The following is a 21,111-nucleotide window of genomic DNA, read 5'->3' as shown; positions in this document are numbered from 1 at the left end:
ATTTCAAAGGTCGTGCGAAACGCGCCTCAATGTGACGGCAGGGAACCAGCCTGGCCTTCCTTGTCGTGCACGGCGAAGCGTTCCACCAGGGTGGCGCTGGCCTCGTTGAGGCCGACGACCTCGACCTCGCGCCCCTGGCGGCGCGCTTTGAGGACGATGCGGTCGAGCGCGCCGACCGCCGAGATGTCCCAGAAATGCGCCGCGCCGACGTCGATGACGATGCGCTCGATGGGCTCCTGCACGTCGACGGCATCGCTGAAGGTACCCGCCGATGCGAAGAAGATCTGCCCTTCGACCCGATAGACGCGCTCCTTGCCGTCGGCCGAGAGGCTCGAACGCACGCGGCTGAGGCGCGAGACCTTGCCGGCGAAGAACACGCCCGACAGGAGCACGCCCACCAGCACGCCCTTGGCGAGGTCGGCCGTCGCCACCACGGTGCCGACGGTTGCCAGCATCACCACGGAGGAGGGCACGGGATTGCTGCGCAATTGCAGGAGCGAGCGCCAGGAGAAGGTGTTGACCGAGACCATGATCATCACCGCCGTCAAGGCGGCGACCGGCACGATGGCGAGCAGGTCCTGCAGCGCCACCAGCAGGACCAGGAGGAAGCCGCCGGCGACCAGCGAGGACAGACGGCCGCGGGCGCCGGAGGAGACGTTGATCACCGATTGGCCGATCATGGCGCAGCCGCCCATGCCGCCGAACACGGCTGAGGCCATGTTGGCGATGCCCTGGCCGGCGCATTCGCGGTTCTTGTTGCTCGGCGTATCCGTCATGTCGTCGACGATCTGCGCGGTGAGCAGGGATTCAAGCAGGCCCACGGCCGCCAGAGTGAGCGCCACCGGCGTCAGGATCCTGAGCGTCTCCAGCGTCAGCGGCACCTCAGGCAAGCCGAAGCTCGGCAGCGTGGAGGGAAGCTCGCCCAGATGGGCCACCGTGCGCACGTCCAGTCCGAGACCCCAGGCGATGGCGGTGAGCACGGCGATCGCGACCAGGGGTGCGGGAATGGCCCTGGTGACATAGGGAAACAGATAGATGATGGCGAGGCCGAGGGCGATCAGGCCGTAGGTCGCCACCGGCACATTTACGAGCTCGGGCAGTTGGGCCAGGAAGATCAGGATCGCCAGGGCGTTGACGAAGCCCGTCATCACCGACTGGGAGACGAAGCGCATCAGCCGGCCGAGCTTGAGAAAGCCGGCGATGATCTGGAAGACGCCCATCAGGATGGTCGCCGCAAACAGATATTGCACGCCGTGGTCGCGCACCAGGCCCGTCATCAGCACGGCCGTGGAGGCCGTTGCCGCCGAGATCATGGCGGGGCGACCGCCGGTGAAGGCGATCACGCAGGCGATCACCACGGAGGCATAAAGGCCGACCTTGGGGTCGACGCCCGCGATCACCGAAAAGCCGATGGCTTCGGGGATCAGGGCGAGGGCGACGACGATGCCGGAAAGCACGTCGCCGCGTGGATTGGAAAACCATTCCCGGGAATAGGCAGACAATTTGTTCATGAGAAAATTCGCAAGGGACATGCGGCCATACCCGGTGAAACGGGTTGGATGATGCTGTCGCGCCATTTGCGTTATCCGGCGGATCGGCGGCCGGAAGAGCCACCCGGAATTTCACCGGGTCCTTCTGAATGGCCTCCTTCTAGCGGCAAGGAGCGGGACGAGGCAAGGCGAAAGGCGGCGCTGGCCACACATTGTAACGCTAGAGCCAAAATGAGTGGCATCGAACATTGCCAATGAGGCCGTGCAAGCAACCGAAAGCCTGCATCAACAGTAGCCGCCTCTTGCTTGCCAGCCTTGCTCATCCATGCATCTGGAATAAGCCAGTGCCTCATGCTGTTTTGGGCTATAGCTGGAGACAGGAGACGAAGTGATGGCTTGAAGCGCTCGGGCACGGCAGAGCTGTTGAGCCTGTTGGAAGTCGACAGGTAGAGCTTGGTTTTTGTCAGGGTAAACAAACCTGCTACCTTTGACGTAATATCCCTCTTTGCACATGCATCCTGAGAGCAAGACACCACAAAGTGCGGTGACCAATGAAGCTTTCATGATTAACCGATCGAATGATGTACCCATTCACGAAGCCTCGACTAAAGCGGCCGTTTTGCGTCCAAATTTTGCGAAGTCCCCTGAGACATCATTCTCATAGCAATTCCTGCCATTGCCGTGCTCCGTGGATGACGCGCACGATTTCAGCGCCGCCTTCGATCTCACGATACAAGATAAGGTATTTCCCCAACGGGAACATGCGCAGGCCTGGTCGCACATCCGGTCGAGCTACGCCCATTCCCGGCATGTCGCCAAGGTTTCGGCAGCAGCGATAAATGTCCTCGAACCATCGTTTGCCAGCAGAGGGGTTGTCCTCTGCGATATAGAGCGTGATGTTTTCAATGTCCGCTTCGGCCTCGGGCCGTAAGCGGAATATCATGTTGGATCACGGTCTTTGAATTTCGCGCCGATGCGATCTCGCATACGGGCAAAGGCCTGGTCGCCGTCCGTTGCTGGGCCGCTTGCAATGCCGACATCCCAAATACGGCGCAGCTCCTCGATGGCTTGTTCGCGCTGAGTTCGACGAAACTTCCAATCGCGCAACGCTTCACGCACGACCTCGCTGGTGGAGGCATACTCGCCTGCCTCGACAACCTGGCGCATCATGGCAGCATATTCAGGCGTCAGAGAAACACTCACTTTTTCGACATTGGCCATCGTGGCATCTCCTTCCTTGCAAAGTAGGAAAGTTTAATACCGCTCGCAAGCCTTCCGATAAATCCTTGCTGTTCTCAGCGCTCCTCCTTGCGGAAGGGCTTGAGCAAAGCGGCCGGCGCCATGGCGTTGCGCGACATCATCGCCATGGCGACGATGGTGAGCAGGAAGGGCAGCATCAGGAAGAGCTGGTAGGGAATATGCCCCAGGCCCACCGCCTGCAGACGCAGTTGCAGCGCGTCGACGCAGGCAAACAGCAAGGCGGCGCCAGTGGCGCGCAGGGGATCCCAGCGACCGAACACCACCAGGGCGATGCAGATCCAGCCGCGTCCCGAGATCACGCCGAAGGTGAAGGCGTTGAACTGGGCCATGGTGAGGAAGGCGCCGCCGAGGCCCATCAGGGCACCGCCGAGGATGACGGCTTCGAAGCGGCGGGCGATCACGCTGATGCCGGCGGAATCGGCGGCGCGCGGGTTTTCCCCCACCATGCGCAGGCCGAGGCCCCAGGGCGTGCGATAGATCAAAAAAGCGGTGAGGGCGACGCCGATCAGCGCCAGATAGACCAGGGCGTATTGCTGGAACAGGATCGGCCCAAGGATCGGAATCTCGGCAAGGCCGGGGATCGGCACCGGCTGGAAGGCCGCGATGGTCGGCGGCGAGGCCTGCTGGCCGAACACCAGGCGATAGAAGAAATAGGCAAGGCCCGAGGCGAACAAGGTGATGCCGATGCCCGAGACATGCTGGCTGAGGCCGAGCGCCACCGTCAGTACGGCGTGCAGCGCACCGAGCAGGGCGCCGGTTGCGATGGCGGCGAGGACGCCGAGCCAGGGGCTGCCGGTAAAATAGGCGGCGGTAAAGCCGGTCATGGCCGAGAGCAGCATGATGCCTTCGATACCGAGATTGAGCACGCCCGCGCGCTCGGAGATCAGTTCGCCGAGCGTGGCGAAGATCAGGGGGGTGGCGATGCGCAAGGTCGCCGCGAAGAAGCCGACCTGGAAGATCTGTTCGAGGATCAGGTTCATGCCGTAACCCCCGAGCGTCGCAGGCGATAGGAGGTGAACAGGAGTGCGACCAGCATGGTCAGGAGGGAGGTGCCCTGGATGACGTCGGCCAGGAAGACCGGCACGCCGGTGGCGCGCGACATCGCCTCGGCGCCGGTCATCGCCGCCGCGAAGAACAGGGCCGCCGGCACCACGCCGAGCGGATTGAGGCGGGCCAGCATGGCGATGACGATGCCGCTATAGCCATAGCCCGGCGACAGGTCTCCCATTACCTGGAAATGCACGCCGCCGACCTCGCCGACACCGGCCAGGCCCGCCAGCCCGCCGGAAAGCAAAGCGGTGGCGACCAGGATGGCATTGACCTTGATGCCGCCATAGGCGGCCGCCTCGGCATTCTCGCCGGTGACGCGGATGGCAAAGCCCAGTGTGGTACGCGTGATCAGGAACCAGATGGCCGGCGCCGCGACGAGGGCAGCCAGCACGCCCAGATGCAGCCGCGTGCCCTCGAAGAAGATCGGGAAATTGGCGCTGTCCTCGATCGGCGGCGAGATCGGATAGCCGCTGAGCGAATCCTTCCAGGGGCCTTCGATCAGGGCGAGCACGCCAAGCAGGATTACCGAATTGAGGAGAAGCGAGGAGACAACGTCGTCGACCTTGAGCTTCACCCTGAGCAAAGCCGGCACCAGCGCAGCGATGCCTCCGGCTGCCGCACCCGCCAGCGCCATGGCGATGTAGGCAAGGGCGCTTGGCATCGCAAAGCTGCCGACGAAGCAGCTCGCCACCGCTCCGGCCATCAACTGGCCCTCGGCGCCGATGTTCCAGAACTTGGCGCGGAAGGCGACGGCGACGGCGAGGCCGGTGAAGATCATCGGCGCGGCCTTCACCAGCGTTTCGGTGAGGGCGTAGAAATCACCGAAGGCGCCTTTCAGCATCAGGCCATAGGCCTCGAAGACATTGGCGCCGGCCAGGACGATCAGGCCGCTGCAGAGGACGAGCGTGACCAGCACCGCCAGGATGGGCAGGGCGATATTGAACCAGACAGGGGTGGATTGGCGGGGTTCCAGCCTCAACATCAGTGCCTCAACATCAGTTCTTGGCTCCTGTCATCAACAGGCCGAGTTTTTCGATCGTCGCTTCGCCGGCCGGCAGGATACCGGCCACGCGCCCCTCATAGAGCACGGCGATGCGGTCGGAGAGGGTAAGCAATTCCTCCAGGTCCTCGCTGATCACGATCAGGCCGCGGCGGCGGGCGCGCAGGTCGAGAAACCGCTCATGCACGAAGCGAGCGGCGCCGACGTCGAGGCCGCGGGTTGGCTGGGCGACAATCAACGCCTTGGGATCGAAGGCGAGTTCGCGCGCCAGCAGGGCCTTCTGCATGTTGCCGCCGGACAGCGAACCGGCTCTCGCCATGGGCCCGGGGCAGCGTATGTCGAAGGCCCGGATCTGTTCCTCGGCGAAGGCCTGAATGGCGCCGGGCTTGAGGAGGCCGCGCGCCGAGAAGGCGGAAGTGCCGATGCGGGGCAACACCATCGAATCGGCCAGGGGCAGGGCCGTGACCATGCCCTGGGTCATGCGATCCTCGGGGATGCGGCCGAGCCCCATCTCCTGTACGCGGCGCGGGCCATAGGGCACGACTTCGGCGCCCGCGATCTTCAGCGTCCCAGCCGAGGGAGCGAGCATGCCGGCGACCACATCCGCCAGGGCCCGCTGGCCATTGCCGGTCACGCCCGCGATGCCGAGGATCTCACCCTCGCGCACGGAAAGGGAAACGCTGGCAAGCCGCATGCCGCCATGCCGGTCGGTCGAGATGTTTTCCAAGGACAGGACCACGGCGCCAGGCTCGGAGATGGGGCGCTGCGGCGGCACGATCTCCTGGCCGCACATCAGCCGCGCCATCTCGGAAGAGGAGGTCTTGGCGGGTTCGTCGATCGAGCCGACGACGCGGCCATGGCGCAGCACCACGCAGCGATCGGTGATGGCGCGTACCTCGGTGAGCTTGTGCGAGATGAAGATGATGCCGAGGCCCTCGCCCGTCATCGCCCTTAGCGCCTTGAACAATCCTTCCGCCTCTTCGGGCGCGAGGACGGCAGTGGGTTCGTCAAGGATAAGGAGTCTCGCGCCGCGAAACAGGGCCTTGATCACCTCCAGGCGCTGCTGCTCGCCGACGGCAAGCGAGGAGACCGGCCTGTCTGGATCGAGGCGGAGATTGAACTTGGCGGCAATCTCGCCGAGGCGGACCAGGGCGCCTGTCCGATCGAGCCGTCCACCCCGCCCTGGCAGACCGACCAGCAGGTTTTCGAGCACACTGAGGCGGGGAGCCAGATGAAAGTGCTGATGCACCATGCCGATGCCGGCGCTGAGCGCATCGGCGGAATTCTGGATGCGTCGTGCCTGGCCATCGATCAGGATCTCGCCTTCGTCCGCCGCATAGGCGCCGAACAGGATGTTCATCAGCGTGGTCTTGCCCGCTCCGTTTTCGCCGAGCAGGCCGACGATCTCGCCCGGGCGCACCAGGAGATCGACGTCCGCATTGGCCTGGACGGTGCCGAAGCGCTTGGAGATGCCGCGCATCTCGACGAGGGGAGGGGAAGGGGGCATGGGTGGAAGGCGCACCTGGTTTCTACCCTCCCCTGGATGTCCGCAACTCTCTTGAGTTGCGCAGGGAGGGTCGGACGAAGTCCGGGGTGGGGTGATGGCTGGCAGTGATTTTCTTCCAAACCATCAATGTCGACACTGTCGTTGAGGGGGCGCCGGCCACCCCACCCCGACGCTGCGCGTCGATCCTCCCTGCGCAACTCAAGAGAGTTGCGGACATCCAGGGGAGGGTAAAGGTAGCTCAGTCCGAGACCGGGGTGTTCTCGTCGACGTCGACGCGGAATGTGCCGGCGAGGATCTCCGCCTTCTTCTTCTCCACCAGATCCTTCACCTCGGCCGGCAGCAGCTTGTCGAATTTGTGATAGGGCGCGAGCGAGGAGCCGCCCTTGGCCATGCGCGAGAAGTCGCCATAGTCTTGGGCGGTGAACACGCCGGCCCGCACCATTTTGATGGCCTGCTGCACGGTGGGATACATGTCCCAGACCGGGCCGGTAATCACGGTGTCCGGTCCCTGGTCTGATTGATCGGACATGTTGGAGATCGCATAGATCTTCTTTTCCTTGGCCGCGTCGATCACGCCGAAGCGCTCAGCATAGATGACGTCGACACCGCCGTCGATCTGGGCAATGGCGGCTTCCTTGGCCTTGGGGGGATCGAAGAAGGAGCCGATGAAGGTGACTTTCTTCTTCACCTGCGGATTGGCTTCCTTGGCGCCGGCGAAGAAGGCGTTCACCAGGCGGTTGACCTCGGGAATGCCCATGGCGGCCACGGCGCCGACGGTATTGGACTTGCTCATCTTGCCGGCGATCAGGCCCGACAGATAGGCCGGTTCATGGATCCAGTTGTCGAAGACACCGAAATTGGGCTCGGCCGGACCGGCGCCGGAACCGAACAGGAAGGCGGTCTTGGGGAATTGCTTGGCGGTGCGGCGGGACTCGCGCTCGGCGGCGAAGGCATCGCCCATCACCAGCTCATAGCCGCCCTGCGCGTATTCGCGCATGACGCGGCCGAAATCGGCTGCCTGGACCTTCTCGGAGAACTTGTAGTCGATGTCGAGTTCCTTGGCCGCCTTGGTGAGGGCGAGATGGATCTGCTTGTCCCAGGGTTCCTCGATCGGGGTAGCGAAGATAGCCGCAACCTTGAGCTTCTTGTCGGAGGCGGCGAAAGCCGGCAGCGGCAGGCCCGCCGCGACCAGGCCGGCGGCGCCGAGCCCGATGAAATGGCGGCGCGACAGGCCTGATTCCCCGTGAAGCGGATTGCGATCTTTGCGCGACATGTCATTCCCCTCTCTTGTCGGATGAAGTTTGTAGCGGTTCGAAATACGGGATGGAACGTCTGGTTTGCCAAGCACTTGGCGGCTCTTGCCAGAGCAATGTGCCCTTTGGCGTGACGTCTGTCCAGATGGTCAAATCCGGTTTGAAGACCGGCACACCGGGTTCACTCCGCCGCCTTCGGTGCGTAGCTCGCCGGATCGAGGCTGGCGGGACGGTCCGGCAGATCGAGTGCGCTGCGTCGGGCCGGGGTCTGCGCAATCACCTTGCCGCGACGCACGACGAAGAGGCGGGTCGGGCGCATGCGCACCGCTTCGATGGTGTCGGCCGCCTGCAGGATGACGAAATCGGCATGGCAGCCCTTGGCGAGGCCATAATCTTCCAGCCCCATCACGGCTGCCGGCACCGACGTCACCGCCTCGAAGGCCCAGCGTATCGCCTCGCGGCTGGTCATCGGCACGGCATGCACCGCCATATGCGCGACATCCAGCATGTCGGCGCCGCCAAGCCCATACCAGGGATCCATCACGCAATCCTGGCCGAGCGCCACGGGGATGCCGAGCGCCCGCATCTCAGGGATGCGCATCAGGCCGCGACGCTTGGGATAGCTGTCGTGACGGCCCTGCAAAGTGATGTTGATCAGCGGATTGGCGATCGCGAAGATGCCCGCCTCCAGGATCAGCGGCAGCAGCTTGGAGACGTAATAGGAATCCATCGAGTGCATGGAGGTGAGATGCGAGCCTGCGGCCCGCCGGCCCAGGCCGAGGCGCTGGGCCTCCGCCGCCAGCGTCTCGATATGGCGCGAATGGGGATCGTCGCTCTCGTCGCAATGCAAATCGATCATCAGGCCGCGCTTGGCGGCGATGGCGCATAGCGCCTTCACAGAGGCGGCGCCGTCCTCCATCGTACGCTCGAAATGGGGAATGCCGCCGACCACGTCGACGCCCATGTCGAGCGCCCGCTCGAGGTTCCTGGCGGCGGTGGGCGAGCGGTAATAACCGTCCTGCGGGAAGGCGACGAGCTGCAGGTCGAGATAGGGTTTGACCCTGGCCTTGACCTCGAGCAGTGCCTCGACCGCGAGCAGGCGGTCGTCGCAGATGTCGACATGGCTGCGCACGGCCAGCAGGCCCTGGCTGACAGCGAGATCGCAATAGCGCAGCGCCCTTTCGATCACGGCCTCATGGGTCAGCATGGGCTTGAGCTCGCCCCACAGGGCGATACCCTCCAGCAGCGTGCCCGACTGGTTGAGCCGCGGCAGGCCCAGCGACAAAGTGGCGTCCATGTGGAAGTGGCAGTCGACGAAAGGCGGTGCCACCAGCTGCCCGCCGGCATCGATACGCTGGGCCGCCTCGCCGGTGATTCCAGGCTCGATGGCGGTGATGCGTCCAGCCGAAACCGCGATGTCCTGGCCGGTGCGTCCGTCGGGCAGGGTGGCGTTGGTGACGATGAGATCGAGCGACATCGGGGCGGTTCCGTTGCAATTCGTTCAGGAGGGAAGGGCGGTTGCCATCATGGGCGGTTTGACGGATTCGGCCAATGGCGCAAGTAGCCTTGCCCTCATCCTGCCGGCCTGAACGGCTTGGCCAGCGAGGCCGGGAAATGCAGGGCCAGCATCTGGCGGTTGCGCGAGATCAGCACCAGCACCACGATGGTGGCGAGATAGGGCAGGGCCGATAGCAGCTCGGAGGGAACCGCTATGCCGAGCGCCTGGCCCTGCAATTGCAGGATGGTCATGCCGCCGAACAGCCAGGCGCCGAGCAGCACGCGGAGCGGCCGCCAGGTGGCGAAGACCACCAGGGCTAGGGAGATCCAGCCCTTGCCTGATGTCATGTTCTCGACCCAGAGCGGGGTATAGGCAACCGAGAGATAGGCACCGGCAAGGCCCGCCATCAACCCGCCGAACAGCACGGCCATGTAGCGGATGCGCACGACCGGATAGCCGATCGCATGCGAGGTCTCCGGCGACTCGCCCATGGTGCGCAGGACCAGGCCCGCCTTCGTCCGATAAAGGAACCAGCTGATCGCCGCGAACAGCGCGAAAGCCAGATAGACCAGAGCGTCGAAGCGGAAGAACATCGGCCCGACCACTGGGAGCGCAGAGAGCACGGGGATGTCGAGCGGTTTCAGGGCCTCGATCGGGGCGCTGCCGAAATTGCGGCCGACAAAGGCGGAGACGCCGGAGCCGAAGATGGCTAGCGCCAGGCCGGCGGCATATTGATTGGTGAGGAAGGTGAGGGCGAGCACCCCGAACAGGAGCGAGGCTGCGGCACCGGCCAGCGCGCCGATCAGGATTGCGACGGGCATCGGCAGGCCCGATATCACCGCCCAGAAGGCGAAGGCGGCGCCCATCAGCATCATGCCCTCGATGCCCAGATTGAGCACGCCGGATTTCTCCACCACCAATTCGCCGAGCGCGGCATAGATCAATGGCGTGGCGGCAATGATGGTACCGGTGAAGATCGCGATGAACAGATCCATCAGGCATGCTCCCGCACGAGGCTGAACCGGTAGAAGATGAAGAAGTCGGCAGCTAACAGGAAGAACAGCAGGATGCCTTGGAAGATGCGGGTGAGGGACGAGGTCAGGCCCAGGGTAAGCTGCACGCTTTCGCCGCCGAGGAAGAGAAGCGACATCAACAGGCCACCGAAGACGATGCCGAAGGCGTTGAGCCGGCCGATGAAGGCGACGATGATCGCCGCGAAACCGTAGCCCGGCGAGATCTGCGGAGACAATTGCCCGAGCGGCCCGGAAAGCTCGGCCATGCCTGAAATACCCGCGGCCGCGCCTCCGGCGAGCAGGCCCGTCCACACCGCAGCGGATTCGCGGAAGCCGGCATAGCGGGCGGCCAGGGGCGCCGCGCCGCTCACCGACATCTTGTAACCGAGAAAGCTGCGGTCGGTGAACAGCCACATCGCGATCACGCCGATCACGGTGAGGATGATCGAGGTGTTGAGGCGATAGGCATCGTCGAAGACGGGAAACATGGCGGCGGGGGGCAGCAGCGCCGTCTGCGGATAGTTGAAGCCGGCAGGATCGCGCCAGGGACCATGCACCAGCCAGGACAGCAGCAGGCCGGCGATATAGGTGAGCATCAACGTGACCAGGATCTCGTTGGTGTTCATCCGTGCCCTCAGGAAGGCGGGGATTGCGGCCCAGGCCATGCCGGCCAGCGCCCCGGCCAGGATCATCAGCGGCAGCAGCAGCCGGCTTTCCGGATCGGGATAGAACAGGCCGACCCCGCAGGCTGCGATCGCCCCCACGATCAGCTGGCCTTCGGCACCGATGTTCCAGACATTGGCGCGGAAACCGACGGCCAGGCCGCAGGCGATCAGGATCAAAGGTGAGGCTTTCAGCAGCCACTCCGACACGCCGTTCAGCGAATTCAGCGGTGCGATGAAGAAGGCCTGCAGGGTCTGGAGCGGATCCTGGCCCAGCGCCGCGAACAGGATGGAGCCGACCAGCAAAGTCAGCATGATCGCGACCAGGGGCGCGGCGAGGCGCATGGCGGCGGATGGTTCGGGTCTTTGTTCAATCTTGAAGCGCAACGGAACCGCTCCCACCATTCTGGCCCCGGCCACCGATCCTGGTCATGAGCAGGCCGACCTCCTCCCGATTGGTCTCGTCCCGGATGAGAGGCGAGGAGACCCGCCCCTGGCAGATCACCAACAGCCGGTCGCAGATCTCGAAGAGTTCGTCGAGTTCCTCGGAGATCACCAGCACGGCGGCACCGGCGCGGCTGAGATCGATCAGCGTCTGGTGGATGAAGGCCGCCGCGCCGACATCGACACCCCAGGTCGGCTGGGAGACCAGGAACAGCTTCGGGGCAAGCGCAATCTCTCGCCCGACGATGAATTTCTGCAGATTGCCGCCCGACAGGCTGCGTGCGCTCGCCCGCGGGCCGTTCGCCTTGACCTTGAATTTGTCGATAATACTGCCGGCGAAGCTGGCCGCCCGCCTGCGGTCGACCAGGCCATGGCGCACCAAGCCCTTGCCATGGGCCGTGAGCACGGCGTTCTCCCAGAGCGAGTGAGGAGGCACGGCACCGCGGCCGAGCCTTTCCTCCGGCACGAAGGCGAAGCCGAGCCGGCGCCTGGCGGCAGCATCGAGCCGGCCGACGGGCTGGTCGCCGAAATGGATGGCCTCAGGGCTTGCGACGGGCCGCTCGCCGCTGAGGGCGGCGATCAGCTCGGCCTGCCCATTGCCCGAGACGCCGGCAAGGCCGACGATCTCGCCGCCATGCACGTCGAAGCCGACATCGTGCAAGGCGACGCTGCCCTTGTCGGCGAACACCGACAGACCGCGCACCTTGAGGATCGGATCGGCGCTGAGTGTCGAGGGCGTGACCTTCATCTCGGGCAAGGCTGCGCCGACCATCAGCCGCGCCAGCTCCACCGAGGTGCTCTGCTTGGGCTTGGCGGTGCCGGTCACCCGGCCACTGCGCAGCACGGTGGCGGAGTCGCAGAGCGCCTGCACCTCGTCGAGCTTGTGGCTGATATAGAGGATGCTGCAGCCTTCGGCGGCAAGCTGGCGCAGCGTCTCGAACAATTTCACCACGGCCTGCGGGGTGAGCACCGAGGTGGGCTCGTCCAGGATCAGCAGCTTGGGCGTGCGCAGCAGGCAGCGCACGATCTCGACGCGCTGGCGTTCACCGACGGAGAGGTCGTGCACCCGGCGCCAGGGATCGATCGGCATGCCGTAGCGTTCCGACAGGCTGATAATCTGCCCGGCCAGGGCATCCAGGCGAAAGGGGCCGGGGGCGCTGAGGGCGATGTTCTCGACGACGGTGACGGACTCGAACAGGGCGAAATGCTGGTAGACCATCTCGATGCCGAGGGCGCGCGAGCTCGCCGGATCATGCGCCTCGATCAGCCTGCCGTCGCAATGGATCTCGCCGGTATCGGCTTGGGCAGCGCCGTAGATGATCTTCATCAGCGTCGATTTGCCGGCGCCGTTCTCGCCGAGCACCGCATGGATTTCCCCAGGCATGATCGAGAGTGAGATGCGGTCATTGGCAACGACGCCGGGATAGCTCTTGGTGATATCGCGCAGTTCGAGACGCGGGGTCATGGCCGATCCTGCATTGGCTGGACGTGATGGATGGGCACGGCAAGGCATCACCGGAGAGCGGGCCCTCCGGTGGAGAGCGGGCCCTCCGGTGGAGAGCGGGCCCTCCGGTGGGGATCTTGCCGCCGGAGCCTCAGCCGAGCTTGCCGATCATGCCCTTGACGAACCAGTTCATGCCGCGAATGTCGGCGTCGGCGGCCACCGCACCGGCCGCGACCTTGATAGTGCCGGCCTGGTCCTTGAGCTCGCCTGCATAGGGGTGGATCTTGCCAGCGCCGATATCGGCCTCGAGCTGCTTGAGCTTGGCGACCACGTCGCTGGGGATGGCTTCGTTATAGGGCGCCATCTTGACCACGCCGCCAGCCAGGCCATCCCAGCGGGCCTCGGGCTTCCAAGTGCCGGCAGCCACGCCCTTGGCGGCGCGCACATAATCGCTCGACCAGTCCAGCGTGAAGGAGGTGAGCTGCTTGCCCGCGCCGAACTTGGCCATGTCGCTGGCGTAACCGATCGACCAGGCGCCACCCTCGCCGGCAACCTGCACGCCCGTGGCGGTATCGGTCATCGAGCAGATGACGTCGCATCCTTGCGACAAGAGGGTCTTGGCCGCTTCCTTTTCCTTGCCGGGATCGAACCAGGAATTGAGGAAGATGGCGTTGCAGGCAATCTCGGGCTTCACGCTCTGGGCGCCGAGCAGCAGGGCGTTGGCCGGGCCGACGATATCGGGGATCGGGAAGCCGCCGATGAAGCCGATCTTGCCGGATTTGGTCATATGCCCGGCAGCGGCGCCGGCGACATAGGTGCCTTCGTAATATTTGGCTTCGAAGGTGCCGAGATTGGCCAGGTGCACGATGCCCGAGCAATGCTCGAAGGCGATCTTGGGGAAGCGCGGCGCCACCTTTTGCAGCGGGGTGCCGTGCGAGAAGCTGGTGCCGAAGATCAGCTTGTTTCCCGAGGAGGCGAGCTCGCGGAACACGCGCTCGGCATCCTGCGGCATGAAGATGTTGTCGATGACGGTGATCGCGACCTTGTCGCCCAATTCCTTCTTGATCGCCTCGACGCCGAGGCTGTGCTGTTTGGTCCAGCCGATATCGGCGATGGGCGAAACGTAGACGACGCCGATCTTGAGTTGCTCCTCGGCGTAAGCGCGGCTTGCAAAGGTCCCGGTGCCCAAAGCAGCGCCGGCCATGCCGGAATATTGCAGGAATTTTCGCCTGGTCAGGTCGATCATGGTGGCAGTCCCTCTGTTGGCTCGGTGATTGCCCGGCTTGTTGCCGAGTCTGTATGGAAGTGTCTATTTCGAAGTGTGGCTGTGACGATGTTTTGCCGCCTCACCATTGCTCTTTCTGGCGAGTTGCGGCCTGGCTTGCGAAGCTTCGCCGGCTTTGTGCTCGAGATAGGGCGCCAGCGCTTCGCGCGGCGACAACTCGGGAAAGACCTGCCGATCCATGATATAGCCGCGCACCACGCTGCGATGATGGGTGTCGATCAGTTCCATCGCCTGTTTGAGGCGACCCTTTTCGAGCAGGTCGATCACCCGCGAATGGTCGTCGATCAGGTTGCAATAGTCGAAATCGGCGGTGACCAGCGAACGCAGCAGCGTGGTACGGCGGACCAGCTGCGCGTGAATATCCTGCATCACCTTGTTGCGGCTCAGGCGGACGAAGATCGTGTGGAACTCCTGGCCGAGGACATCCGCCAGGGCATCATTGCCAGCCGCGATGGCCTGCCTCTGGCGTTCGACATGCTGGCGCAATTCGGCCCAGCCGGCCGGCCCCAGCCGATCGCTGAGCTGGGCCGCCACGCCCTGTTCCACCAGCGTCAGCGCGTCATAGATTTCCAGCGCTTCCTGCATGCCGGGGCGGGCGACGAAGGCACCGCGATTGCGCTCGATCTGCGCGAGGCCGTCATCGGCGAGCCGGATCAGGGCCTGGCGCACCACGACGCGGCTGACATCGAAGATCTCGGCGAGGTCACGCTCTCCGAGCTTGCAGCCGGGCACCAGCCGGTGCTCTATGATGGCCCGGGTCAGGATGTCGGCTATCGCCTGCGAGCGGCTGCTCATGCCCATTACCTCCCGCGCCGGCAACGCGCCATATGCGAACTGCCTCCGTTATATCGGTATTCAATCCTCTCTCTGTGTCAATCAAGAATCCTTCTTTGTTGTGCAATTTTTAATTGATTGGTATCCAATCCTGTGGTTCCAATGAGCCGTAACAGAGCTAGGTTCATGGGGAAGAGCTAGCCAAGGGAGGGTGCGATGAACACAGCAACCCTTTGTCGCGACCGGTTCCTTCTGAACGACTGGCACGTGATCGCCGAGCTGACCAACCTGGCACCCGACAAGCCCTTCCAAACCCGCCTGCTGGGCGTGGCGTTGAATATCCGCTCCGGAGACGGCGCTTGCTGGCGAGTGATCCGCCAGCACGATGGTGAACCGGTCGCCTCGACTTGCCGATACGGTTTTCTATGGGCATGCGTGGGCGTGCCCGAGCGTGACATCCCGCTTGTGCCGGAAGCCGAGGAGGAGGATCGCTATCTGGTGACCGGCGGCTCGATCGCCGTCCGCGCCTCTGGACTGCGGGCGGTGGAGAATTTTCTGGATCTGGGCCATCTCCCCTTCGTGCATTCGGGTACCCTGGGAGAGGAACCCCATACGGAGGTGGCGCCCTACAATGTACGGGTGACCGAGGCCGATGAGATCCTGGCGACCGAATGCAAGTTCTTCCAGCCCTTCGCCTCGCCTTCAGCGCAGGGTGGCTTCCTGGTCGAGTATGTCTACAAGGTGATCAGGCCCTATACGGTGGCACTCTACAAGAGCAATTCCGTGCACAAGCATCGCTCGGACGTGATCGTGTTGTTCGTCCAGCCGGTGGATGAGGAGAATTGCATTGCACACCCCCTGCTTTGCTATGTGAAAGACGGGACTGGTGAGGCCGCCATCCGTGGTTTCATGCAATTGATCTTCGCCCAGGACAAGCCGATCCTGGAAAACCAGGTGCCGAAACGGCTGCCGCTCGATCCGCGTGCCGAAACCCCGATCCGCGCCGACGCCGTCTCCATCCACTACCGGCGCTGGCTGAGGGACCATTCGGTCTCCTATGGCGCCATTCCGGCGCGGCCGTGATGCCTTGTGCCGCCGCGATATGAGAGGAACAGCAATGACCGAGACACGATGCAAGGATCTGGTGACGCTCAATCTGTGGCACCCGCTCGCGGCGGTTGTCGAGACACTTGCCGGCAGGGTCGCTGAGACCGTGCTTCTCGAGGAGAGGCTCGGCTATGCCGTCGACGAGCGGGGCGATGCCGCCGTCTGGCGCACGCGGCCCACACTAAAGCTCGGCGACGCCATCGATATCGGATCGCTGGAGGGCACACTACCGGTCAAGGTCGCCTATGGCTATGTCTGGACCTCGCTCGGCACCCCGCCCGCCGATCTCTTCCCCATCCCGGAATTCGCCGAGCCGGATCGCCGTCGGCTCAATGCCGCGACCGTCGGCGTCAATGTCTCGGCGCCGCGCGCGATCGAGAACTTCCTCGACATGGGCCATTTTCCCTATGTCCACACCGACATCCTCGGTGCGGAGCCGCATACGGAAGTGAAGGAATACGACGTCGAGATCTCGGTGGACCGCGACGAGATCCTGGCAACGCGCTGCCGCTTCTTTCAGCCGATGGCATCAACCGTTTCGACCGGCGGCGCCGATGTCGACTATGTCTATCGCGTGCCCCATCCCTTCTGCTCGGTGCTCTACAAATCGAGCCCGGCCGACGAGAATCGGCGCGACGTGATCGCCGTCTTCCTGCAGCCGATCGACCAGGAGCATGTCCGCGCGCACATGATGCTGTGTGTCCTTGACGAGGAGAACGAGGACAAGGTGATCAAGCGTTTCCAGCAGACCATCTTCGGGCAGGACAAGCCGATCCTGGAAAACCAGTTCCCCAAGCGCCTGCCGCTCGATCCCAGGGCTGAAACGCCGATCCGTGCCGACAAGTCGGCAATCGCCTATCGCCGCTGGCTCAGCCAGAAGGGCGTGACCTATGGCGTCATCCCGGCTGCGACCTGACGACAAGAGCAAAGCGCGTTCAGGCGTGAACGCTTATTTGCTCTAGCTTTTTGTTTCGACGCGTCTTTGCGGTTCGACGTGATTACGTCTCATCGCAAAACGCTTTGCCGAATTCCGGAGACAACCATGCTTGAGACCGCCAAGACCCGCTGGCATCCCATTGCCGCGTCTCACGAGCTGCCATGCCGCCATGTCTTCCATGGCCAGTTGCTCGGCCGCGAATTCGCCGTCTGGCGCGCCGATGACGGCTACGTCAATATCTGGGAAAACCGCTGCCTGCATCGCGGTGTGCGCCTGTCGATCGGCATCAATGACGGGCGCGAGCTCAAATGCCAATATCACGGCTGGCGCTATTCCAACCGTACGGCAGGCTGCACCTATATCCCCGCCCATCCGGCCGATGCCCCGGCGCGCACCATCACCAACCGGACCTTCGCTTCGGTGGAGCGCTACGGCCTGATCTGGTCGGCCGAGGAGCCGCTCGGCGAGGTCCCGGAGATCGACGGACTGCCGGAAGGCAATTTCCTGGCCTTGCGCGGCATCCCGGTGAATGCGCAGCCGGAATTGGTGGCAGAAGCGCTGAAGGCCTATCGCTTCCAGCCGAACGACGCCGTCACGGGTTCGGTGGCGGAGGTGACGGTCGAAGCCGCCGATGGGCTCAGCGTGACGCTGCACTCGAAGGAGAGCGAGCACTCGACCCTGGCGGTGTTCTTCGTGCAGCCGGTCGATTCCAATCGCTCCGTCATCCGGGGCGTGCTCGATGCCATCCCGGAAGGGGCCGGTCGCCTGGTGGTGCTGCGTCATCACAACGAGCTTCTGTCGAAATTGCGCGACAGGCTGGAGCGCGAGGCCGCCGCCCGGCCGGCGCCGGCTCCCCTCGAGGCAGTGATCGAGCGCGTCTCGCCCGAGCTTGCGGAGATGCCCGAACTCACCGCGCATGGCCGCAAGGCCACCATTCGTGTGGAGGTGGCGCGCAAATGGCAGGCGGCCGATGGCATTGTCGGTTTCGAACTGCGTCCGGTGAAGGGGCTGCTGCCGACCTTCCAGCCTGGCGCCCATATCGACGTACACCTGCCCAACGGCCTGATCCGCCAATATTCCATCACCAATGGGCCAGGCGAGAGCGACCGCTATGTCATCGGTGTCAAGCTTGAGCGGGATTCCAAGGGCGGCTCGACCTGCCTGCATGACAGCGTACGGGAAGGGGACGTGCTGGCGATTTCCGATCCACGCAACAATTTTCCCCTGCGCCGGGATGCCTTGAGGACCATCTTCATCGCCGGCGGCATTGGCGTGACGCCGATGCTGGCCATGGCCCAGGCGCTGCATCATCAGGGATTGGCGCATGAGTTCCATTATTTCGCGCAGAACGAGTCACAGCTTGCCTTTCGCGATCGCCTGGATCTTCTGAAAGCGACGCTGGTGCCGCATCTCGGGCTCGACCCGGAAGCGACGGCGGGCAAGCTGCGCGAAATTCTTGGCTCCTATGACGGTGACACGCATCTCTATCTCTGCGGCCCGGGCCCCATGCTGGAAGCGGCGCGCACCATCGCCTCCGAATGCGGCTGGCCGGAAGAGGCGGTGCATTTCGAGTATTTCAAGAACACCAAGGCGATCGACGACAGCTCCAGCTTCGAGATCGCCCTGGCGCGTTCGAACGTGACGCTGAAGGTGTCGGCCGGCCGCACCATCCTCGAAGTCATGCGCGAGGCGGGCATCGACATGCCCTCCTCCTGCGAGCAGGGCGCCTGCGGCACCTGCCTGTGCTCGGTCATCGAGGGCGAGCCCGATCACCAGGATGTCTATCTCACCGAGGCCGAGAAGAAATCGGGCACCAAGATCATGACCTGCGTGTCGCGCGCCAAATCCGCCCGCCTCATTCTCGATCTGTAGGATTGAAGCCGTGATCAAACTCTACGACTACGAACTCTCGGGCAATTGCTACAAGCTTCGCCTGCTGATGGGGATCCTCGGCATCCCCTATGAAACGGTGCCGGTCGATTTCTATCCCGGCCGCGAGCACAAGTCGGACTGGTTCCTCAGGATCAACCCGCTCGGCCAATTGCCGGTGATCGACGATGACGGGCTGGTGCTGCGCGACGCCCAGGCCATCCTCGTCTATCTCGCCGCCAAATATGACGCAGGGGGCAGCTGGTATCCACAGGGCAACCCGGCTTTGCTCGGCGAGATCAGCCAATGGCTTGCCTTCGCCGACGGCATCACCGCCACGGCTTCGGCGGCGCGGCTGCATGACGGCCTTTTCTACGAACTCGATGTCGAGGCGGCGCGGGCAGGCGCCCATCGCCTGTTCCGCATCCTCGACGAGCATCTGTGGTTCGGCGAGCAGGAAAAACGCGACTGGCTTTGCGGCGCGTCCAAGCCGACCATCGCCGACATTGCCTGCTTTCCCTATGTGATGCTGTCGGAGGAGGGCGGCATTCCCCGCCAGGACTATCCGGCGATCCGCCGCTGGTCCGATCGGGTCAAGCGCATCAAGGGCTTTTCGGTGATGTCCGGCGTCTTCCCCGCCGGCCCGGCGAAAGCGGCGTGATCGGCACGCCGCCTCGAGCCCGACTTAACCCTCCACCAGCACCGAGGTCTCGGCGAAACGGGTGACGTCGATCAACCCCCTATCGGAGATGCGCAGCTCCGGGATGACCACCAGCGCCAGCAGCGAGTGCTGCATATAGGCGTTGTTGAGCGTGCAGCCGCAGTCGCGCATCGCCTCGACCAGCCGGCTCGCCTTCCCGGCCACGATCTCGGCCCGCTCGTCAGACATCAGTCCGGCCACGGGCAGTTCGATCAAAGCGAGTTCGCGGCCCTCGCTGATCATCACGATGCCGCCGCCGACTTCCCCGAGCCGGTTGGCGGCCAGCGCCATGTCGCGCTTGTTGGTGCCCACGACGATCATGTGGTGGCTGTCATGCGCCACGGTGGACGCCATGGCGCAATCCCTGGTGTAGCCGAAGCCGGATACGAAGGCGTTGACCACCTCGCCGGTGGCGCGGTGACGCTCGACCAAAGCGATCTGGCAGACATCGTCGGCCCTGTTCATGCCGACGATACCATCCTTGACCGGCAGCTTCCTTTCCAGCGCCCTTGTGGGTGCCTGGTTCTCGACCACGCCGATCACCCGGGCCGTGACCTCGGATGCGCCGGGAGCGGCAATATCGAAATCCTCAGCCTCCAGGTGCTTGCCGAGGCGCACCGTGTTGCAGGCACTGTCCGGATAGGCGTAGCGCGGGATCTCCGCCGTCAGGGCCCCATGCTCGGCCAGCAATTCTCCGCGGGCGAACACCATCTCGACAGGAAGCGCCGCCAGATCGGAGCTGATGATGAGATCGGCGCGGCGGCCGGGCGCGATCGAGCCGAGCTCGCGTTCGAGGCCGAAATGCTGGGCGGTGTTGAGCGTTGCCATCTGGATGGCGGTGACGGGCTTCAGCCCCTGCGCGATGGCATGGCGCACCACCCGGTTCATGTGGCCGTCATTGACGAGCGTGCCGGAATGGCTGTCATCGGTGCACAGGATGAAGTTGCGCGGATCGAGGCCGCGTTCGGTGATGGCCTTGACCTGGGCGGCGACGTCATACCAGGCCGAGCCGAGGCGCAGCATGGCGCGCATGCCCTGGCGCACCCGGGCAATGGCGTCGTCCACGGTGGTGCCCTCGTGATCGTCGGCCGGGCCGCCGGCCGCATAGGCATGAAAGGCGCGGCCGAGATCGGGGGAGGCATAGTGGCCACCGACCGTGAGGCGGGCCGCCTGCGTCGCGGCGATTTCCGCCAGCATCTTGGCATCGTTCGAGGCGACGCCCGGGAAATTCATCATCTCGCCGAGGCCGATGATGTTGGGCCAGGACAGGGCCTGCCTGACATCATCGGCGCTGAGCTCGGCACCGGCGCGTTCCAGCCCGGGGGCGCTCGGCACGCAGCTCGGCACCTGCACCAGGATGTTGATCGGCAGGCTCTGGGCCTCGTCGTTCATCAGTTTGACGCCGGGCAGGCCCAGCACATTGGCGATCTCGTGCGGATCGATGAACATCGTGGTGGTGCCGTGCGGGATGACGGCGCGCGCGAACTCGGTCACCGTGACCAGGCCGCTTTCGACATGCATGTGGCCGTCGCACAGGCCCGGCACGAGATAGCGGCCGGTGGCGTCGACGACCTTGGTCTCAGGGCCGACGGTGTGGCTGGCGTCAGGCCCGACATAGGCAAAGCGTCCGGCCGAAATGGCGATGTCGGTTCCCGGTACGATCTCGCCGGAATAGACGTTCACCCAGCGCCCGTTGCGGATGACCAGATCGGCCGGTGTCCGGCCCATGGCGACGTCGACCAGCCGGGGCGCGATTTCAGACCAGGGCTTCAGCATGTCCTGCTGTCCTTTCAGTTCGGGGAAGAAACGGGCGGGCGT

Annotated in this window: 18 protein-coding genes and 1 other annotated feature; of the genes, 4 read left to right on the top strand and 14 right to left on the bottom strand. The window is 64.3% G+C overall.

All coding sequences use genetic code 11. The features are described 5' to 3' along the window. Positions 1-26: 26 nt before the first annotated feature. From AB4037_RS14390 to AB4037_RS14330, 13 genes are all read right to left on the bottom strand, one after another. The gene (locus tag AB4037_RS14390) at positions 27-1,511 is read right to left on the bottom strand and encodes a SulP family inorganic anion transporter (protein ID WP_441771978.1); all 1,485 of its coding nucleotides are present in this window, start codon (positions 1,509-1,511) and stop codon (positions 27-29) included. Positions 1,512-1,580: 69 nt separating this feature from the next. After that, positions 1,581-1,636, bottom strand: a sequence feature (sul1 is cis-regulatory element that is thought to sense ions involved in sulfur or methionine metabolism; They are found in Alphaproteobacteria). Between the two features lie 512 nt (positions 1,637-2,148). Next, entirely contained in the window at positions 2,149-2,433 is a 285-nt protein-coding gene (locus AB4037_RS14385; RefSeq protein WP_441771977.1) for a type II toxin-antitoxin system RelE/ParE family toxin, read from the bottom strand. After that, complete coding sequence (locus tag AB4037_RS14380) at positions 2,430-2,711, bottom strand: type II toxin-antitoxin system ParD family antitoxin (RefSeq protein WP_441771976.1); 282 nt, start codon at positions 2,709-2,711, stop codon at positions 2,430-2,432. The genes AB4037_RS14385 and AB4037_RS14380 overlap by 4 nt, the downstream gene beginning before the upstream one ends. Before the next feature lie 74 nt (positions 2,712-2,785). Continuing rightward, a complete protein-coding gene (locus tag AB4037_RS14375) occupies positions 2,786-3,730 on the bottom strand; it encodes an ABC transporter permease (RefSeq protein WP_441771975.1) in 945 nt (314 codons plus the stop codon). After that, positions 3,727-4,782 carry an ABC transporter permease gene (locus AB4037_RS14370; RefSeq protein WP_441771974.1) on the bottom strand — a complete coding sequence of 352 codons (1,056 nt, stop codon included), beginning with the start codon at positions 4,780-4,782 and terminating at the stop codon, positions 3,727-3,729. The genes AB4037_RS14375 and AB4037_RS14370 overlap by 4 nt, the downstream gene beginning before the upstream one ends. A 13-nt stretch (positions 4,783-4,795) precedes the next feature. Beyond that, entirely contained in the window at positions 4,796-6,307 is a 1,512-nt protein-coding gene (locus tag AB4037_RS14365; protein WP_441771973.1) for an ABC transporter ATP-binding protein, read from the bottom strand. Between the two features lie 238 nt (positions 6,308-6,545). Continuing rightward, the gene (locus AB4037_RS14360) at positions 6,546-7,580 is read right to left on the bottom strand and encodes a BMP family protein (RefSeq protein WP_434957235.1); all 1,035 of its coding nucleotides are present in this window, start codon (positions 7,578-7,580) and stop codon (positions 6,546-6,548) included. A gap of 161 nt (positions 7,581-7,741) precedes the next feature. After that, positions 7,742-9,037, bottom strand: coding sequence for an amidohydrolase family protein (locus tag AB4037_RS14355; protein ID WP_434957234.1), 1,296 nt, complete (start codon positions 9,035-9,037; stop codon positions 7,742-7,744). Between the two features lie 95 nt (positions 9,038-9,132). Then, positions 9,133-10,053, bottom strand: coding sequence for an ABC transporter permease (locus tag AB4037_RS14350; protein WP_441771972.1), 921 nt, complete (start codon positions 10,051-10,053; stop codon positions 9,133-9,135). Further along, on the bottom strand, positions 10,053-11,120 hold the full coding sequence (locus tag AB4037_RS14345) for an ABC transporter permease (protein WP_441771971.1): 1,068 nt from the start codon (positions 11,118-11,120) through the stop codon (positions 10,053-10,055). Before AB4037_RS14345 ends, AB4037_RS14350 begins: the two co-directional genes overlap by 1 nt. Further along, the gene (locus AB4037_RS14340) at positions 11,104-12,642 is read right to left on the bottom strand and encodes an ABC transporter ATP-binding protein (protein ID WP_441771970.1); all 1,539 of its coding nucleotides are present in this window, start codon (positions 12,640-12,642) and stop codon (positions 11,104-11,106) included. The genes AB4037_RS14345 and AB4037_RS14340 overlap by 17 nt, the downstream gene beginning before the upstream one ends. Positions 12,643-12,772: 130 nt before the next feature. Continuing rightward, a complete protein-coding gene (locus AB4037_RS14335; protein ID WP_441771969.1) occupies positions 12,773-13,867 on the bottom strand; it encodes a BMP family ABC transporter substrate-binding protein in 1,095 nt (364 codons plus the stop codon). Between the two features lie 63 nt (positions 13,868-13,930). Further along, entirely contained in the window at positions 13,931-14,701 is a 771-nt protein-coding gene (locus tag AB4037_RS14330) for a GntR family transcriptional regulator (protein ID WP_441771968.1), read from the bottom strand. 195 nt (positions 14,702-14,896) lie between these two features. On the opposite strand from AB4037_RS14330, the gene AB4037_RS14325 reads away from it, so the two are divergent. From AB4037_RS14325 to AB4037_RS14310, 4 genes are all read left to right on the top strand, one after another. Next, positions 14,897-15,763 (top strand): aromatic ring-hydroxylating dioxygenase subunit alpha, encoded by an 867-nt coding sequence (locus tag AB4037_RS14325; RefSeq protein ID WP_441771967.1) that lies wholly within the window; start codon positions 14,897-14,899, stop codon positions 15,761-15,763. A gap of 34 nt (positions 15,764-15,797) precedes the next feature. Continuing rightward, positions 15,798-16,703, top strand: a complete 906-nt coding sequence (locus tag AB4037_RS14320; protein ID WP_441771966.1) for an aromatic ring-hydroxylating dioxygenase subunit alpha — start codon at positions 15,798-15,800, stop codon at positions 16,701-16,703. 126 nt (positions 16,704-16,829) lie between these two features. Next, on the top strand, positions 16,830-18,596 hold the full coding sequence (locus AB4037_RS14315) for a Rieske 2Fe-2S domain-containing protein (protein WP_441771965.1): 1,767 nt from the start codon (positions 16,830-16,832) through the stop codon (positions 18,594-18,596). Between the two features lie 10 nt (positions 18,597-18,606). Further along, the gene (locus AB4037_RS14310) at positions 18,607-19,254 is read left to right on the top strand and encodes a glutathione S-transferase family protein (protein ID WP_441771964.1); all 648 of its coding nucleotides are present in this window, start codon (positions 18,607-18,609) and stop codon (positions 19,252-19,254) included. Between the two features lie 24 nt (positions 19,255-19,278). On the opposite strand, the gene ade is transcribed toward AB4037_RS14310, so the two are convergent. Continuing rightward, positions 19,279-21,069, bottom strand: a complete 1,791-nt coding sequence (gene ade / locus AB4037_RS14305; protein WP_441772107.1) for an adenine deaminase — start codon at positions 21,067-21,069, stop codon at positions 19,279-19,281. Positions 21,070-21,111 lie beyond the last annotated feature (42 nt).

This window comes from Labrys sp. KB_33_2, assembly GCF_052114505.1.
Classification (GTDB): Bacteria; Pseudomonadota; Alphaproteobacteria; order Rhizobiales; family Labraceae; genus Labrys.
The sequence above is the reverse complement of the archived record's forward strand: the minus strand, read 5'-3'. Positions and strand labels throughout refer to the sequence as shown.

Bases quoted from the DNA above. Each gene is read 5' to 3' on its own strand.
- AB4037_RS14325 (WP_441771967.1), top strand. From the start codon at position 14,897: ATGAACACAGCAACCCTTTGTCGCGACCGGTTCCTTCTGAACGACTGG.
- AB4037_RS14360 (WP_434957235.1), bottom strand. From the start codon at position 7,580: ATGTCGCGCAAAGATCGCAATCCGCTTCACGGGGAATCAGGCCTGTCG.
- AB4037_RS14315 (WP_441771965.1), top strand. From the start codon at position 16,830: ATGCTTGAGACCGCCAAGACCCGCTGGCATCCCATTGCCGCGTCTCAC.
- ade (WP_441772107.1), bottom strand. From the start codon at position 21,069: ATGCTGAAGCCCTGGTCTGAAATCGCGCCCCGGCTGGTCGACGTCGCC.
- AB4037_RS14390 (WP_441771978.1), bottom strand. From the start codon at position 1,511: ATGAACAAATTGTCTGCCTATTCCCGGGAATGGTTTTCCAATCCACGC.
- AB4037_RS14320 (WP_441771966.1), top strand. From the start codon at position 15,798: ATGACCGAGACACGATGCAAGGATCTGGTGACGCTCAATCTGTGGCAC.
- AB4037_RS14380 (WP_441771976.1), bottom strand. From the start codon at position 2,711: ATGGCCAATGTCGAAAAAGTGAGTGTTTCTCTGACGCCTGAATATGCT.
- AB4037_RS14335 (WP_441771969.1), bottom strand. From the start codon at position 13,867: ATGATCGACCTGACCAGGCGAAAATTCCTGCAATATTCCGGCATGGCC.
- AB4037_RS14350 (WP_441771972.1), bottom strand. From the start codon at position 10,053: ATGGATCTGTTCATCGCGATCTTCACCGGTACCATCATTGCCGCCACG.
- AB4037_RS14340 (WP_441771970.1), bottom strand. From the start codon at position 12,642: ATGACCCCGCGTCTCGAACTGCGCGATATCACCAAGAGCTATCCCGGC.
- AB4037_RS14330 (WP_441771968.1), bottom strand. From the start codon at position 14,701: ATGAGCAGCCGCTCGCAGGCGATAGCCGACATCCTGACCCGGGCCATC.
- AB4037_RS14370 (WP_441771974.1), bottom strand. From the start codon at position 4,782: ATGTTGAGGCTGGAACCCCGCCAATCCACCCCTGTCTGGTTCAATATC.
- AB4037_RS14385 (WP_441771977.1), bottom strand. From the start codon at position 2,433: ATGATATTCCGCTTACGGCCCGAGGCCGAAGCGGACATTGAAAACATC.
- AB4037_RS14375 (WP_441771975.1), bottom strand. From the start codon at position 3,730: ATGAACCTGATCCTCGAACAGATCTTCCAGGTCGGCTTCTTCGCGGCG.
- AB4037_RS14365 (WP_441771973.1), bottom strand. From the start codon at position 6,307: ATGCCCCCTTCCCCTCCCCTCGTCGAGATGCGCGGCATCTCCAAGCGC.
- AB4037_RS14355 (WP_434957234.1), bottom strand. From the start codon at position 9,037: ATGTCGCTCGATCTCATCGTCACCAACGCCACCCTGCCCGACGGACGC.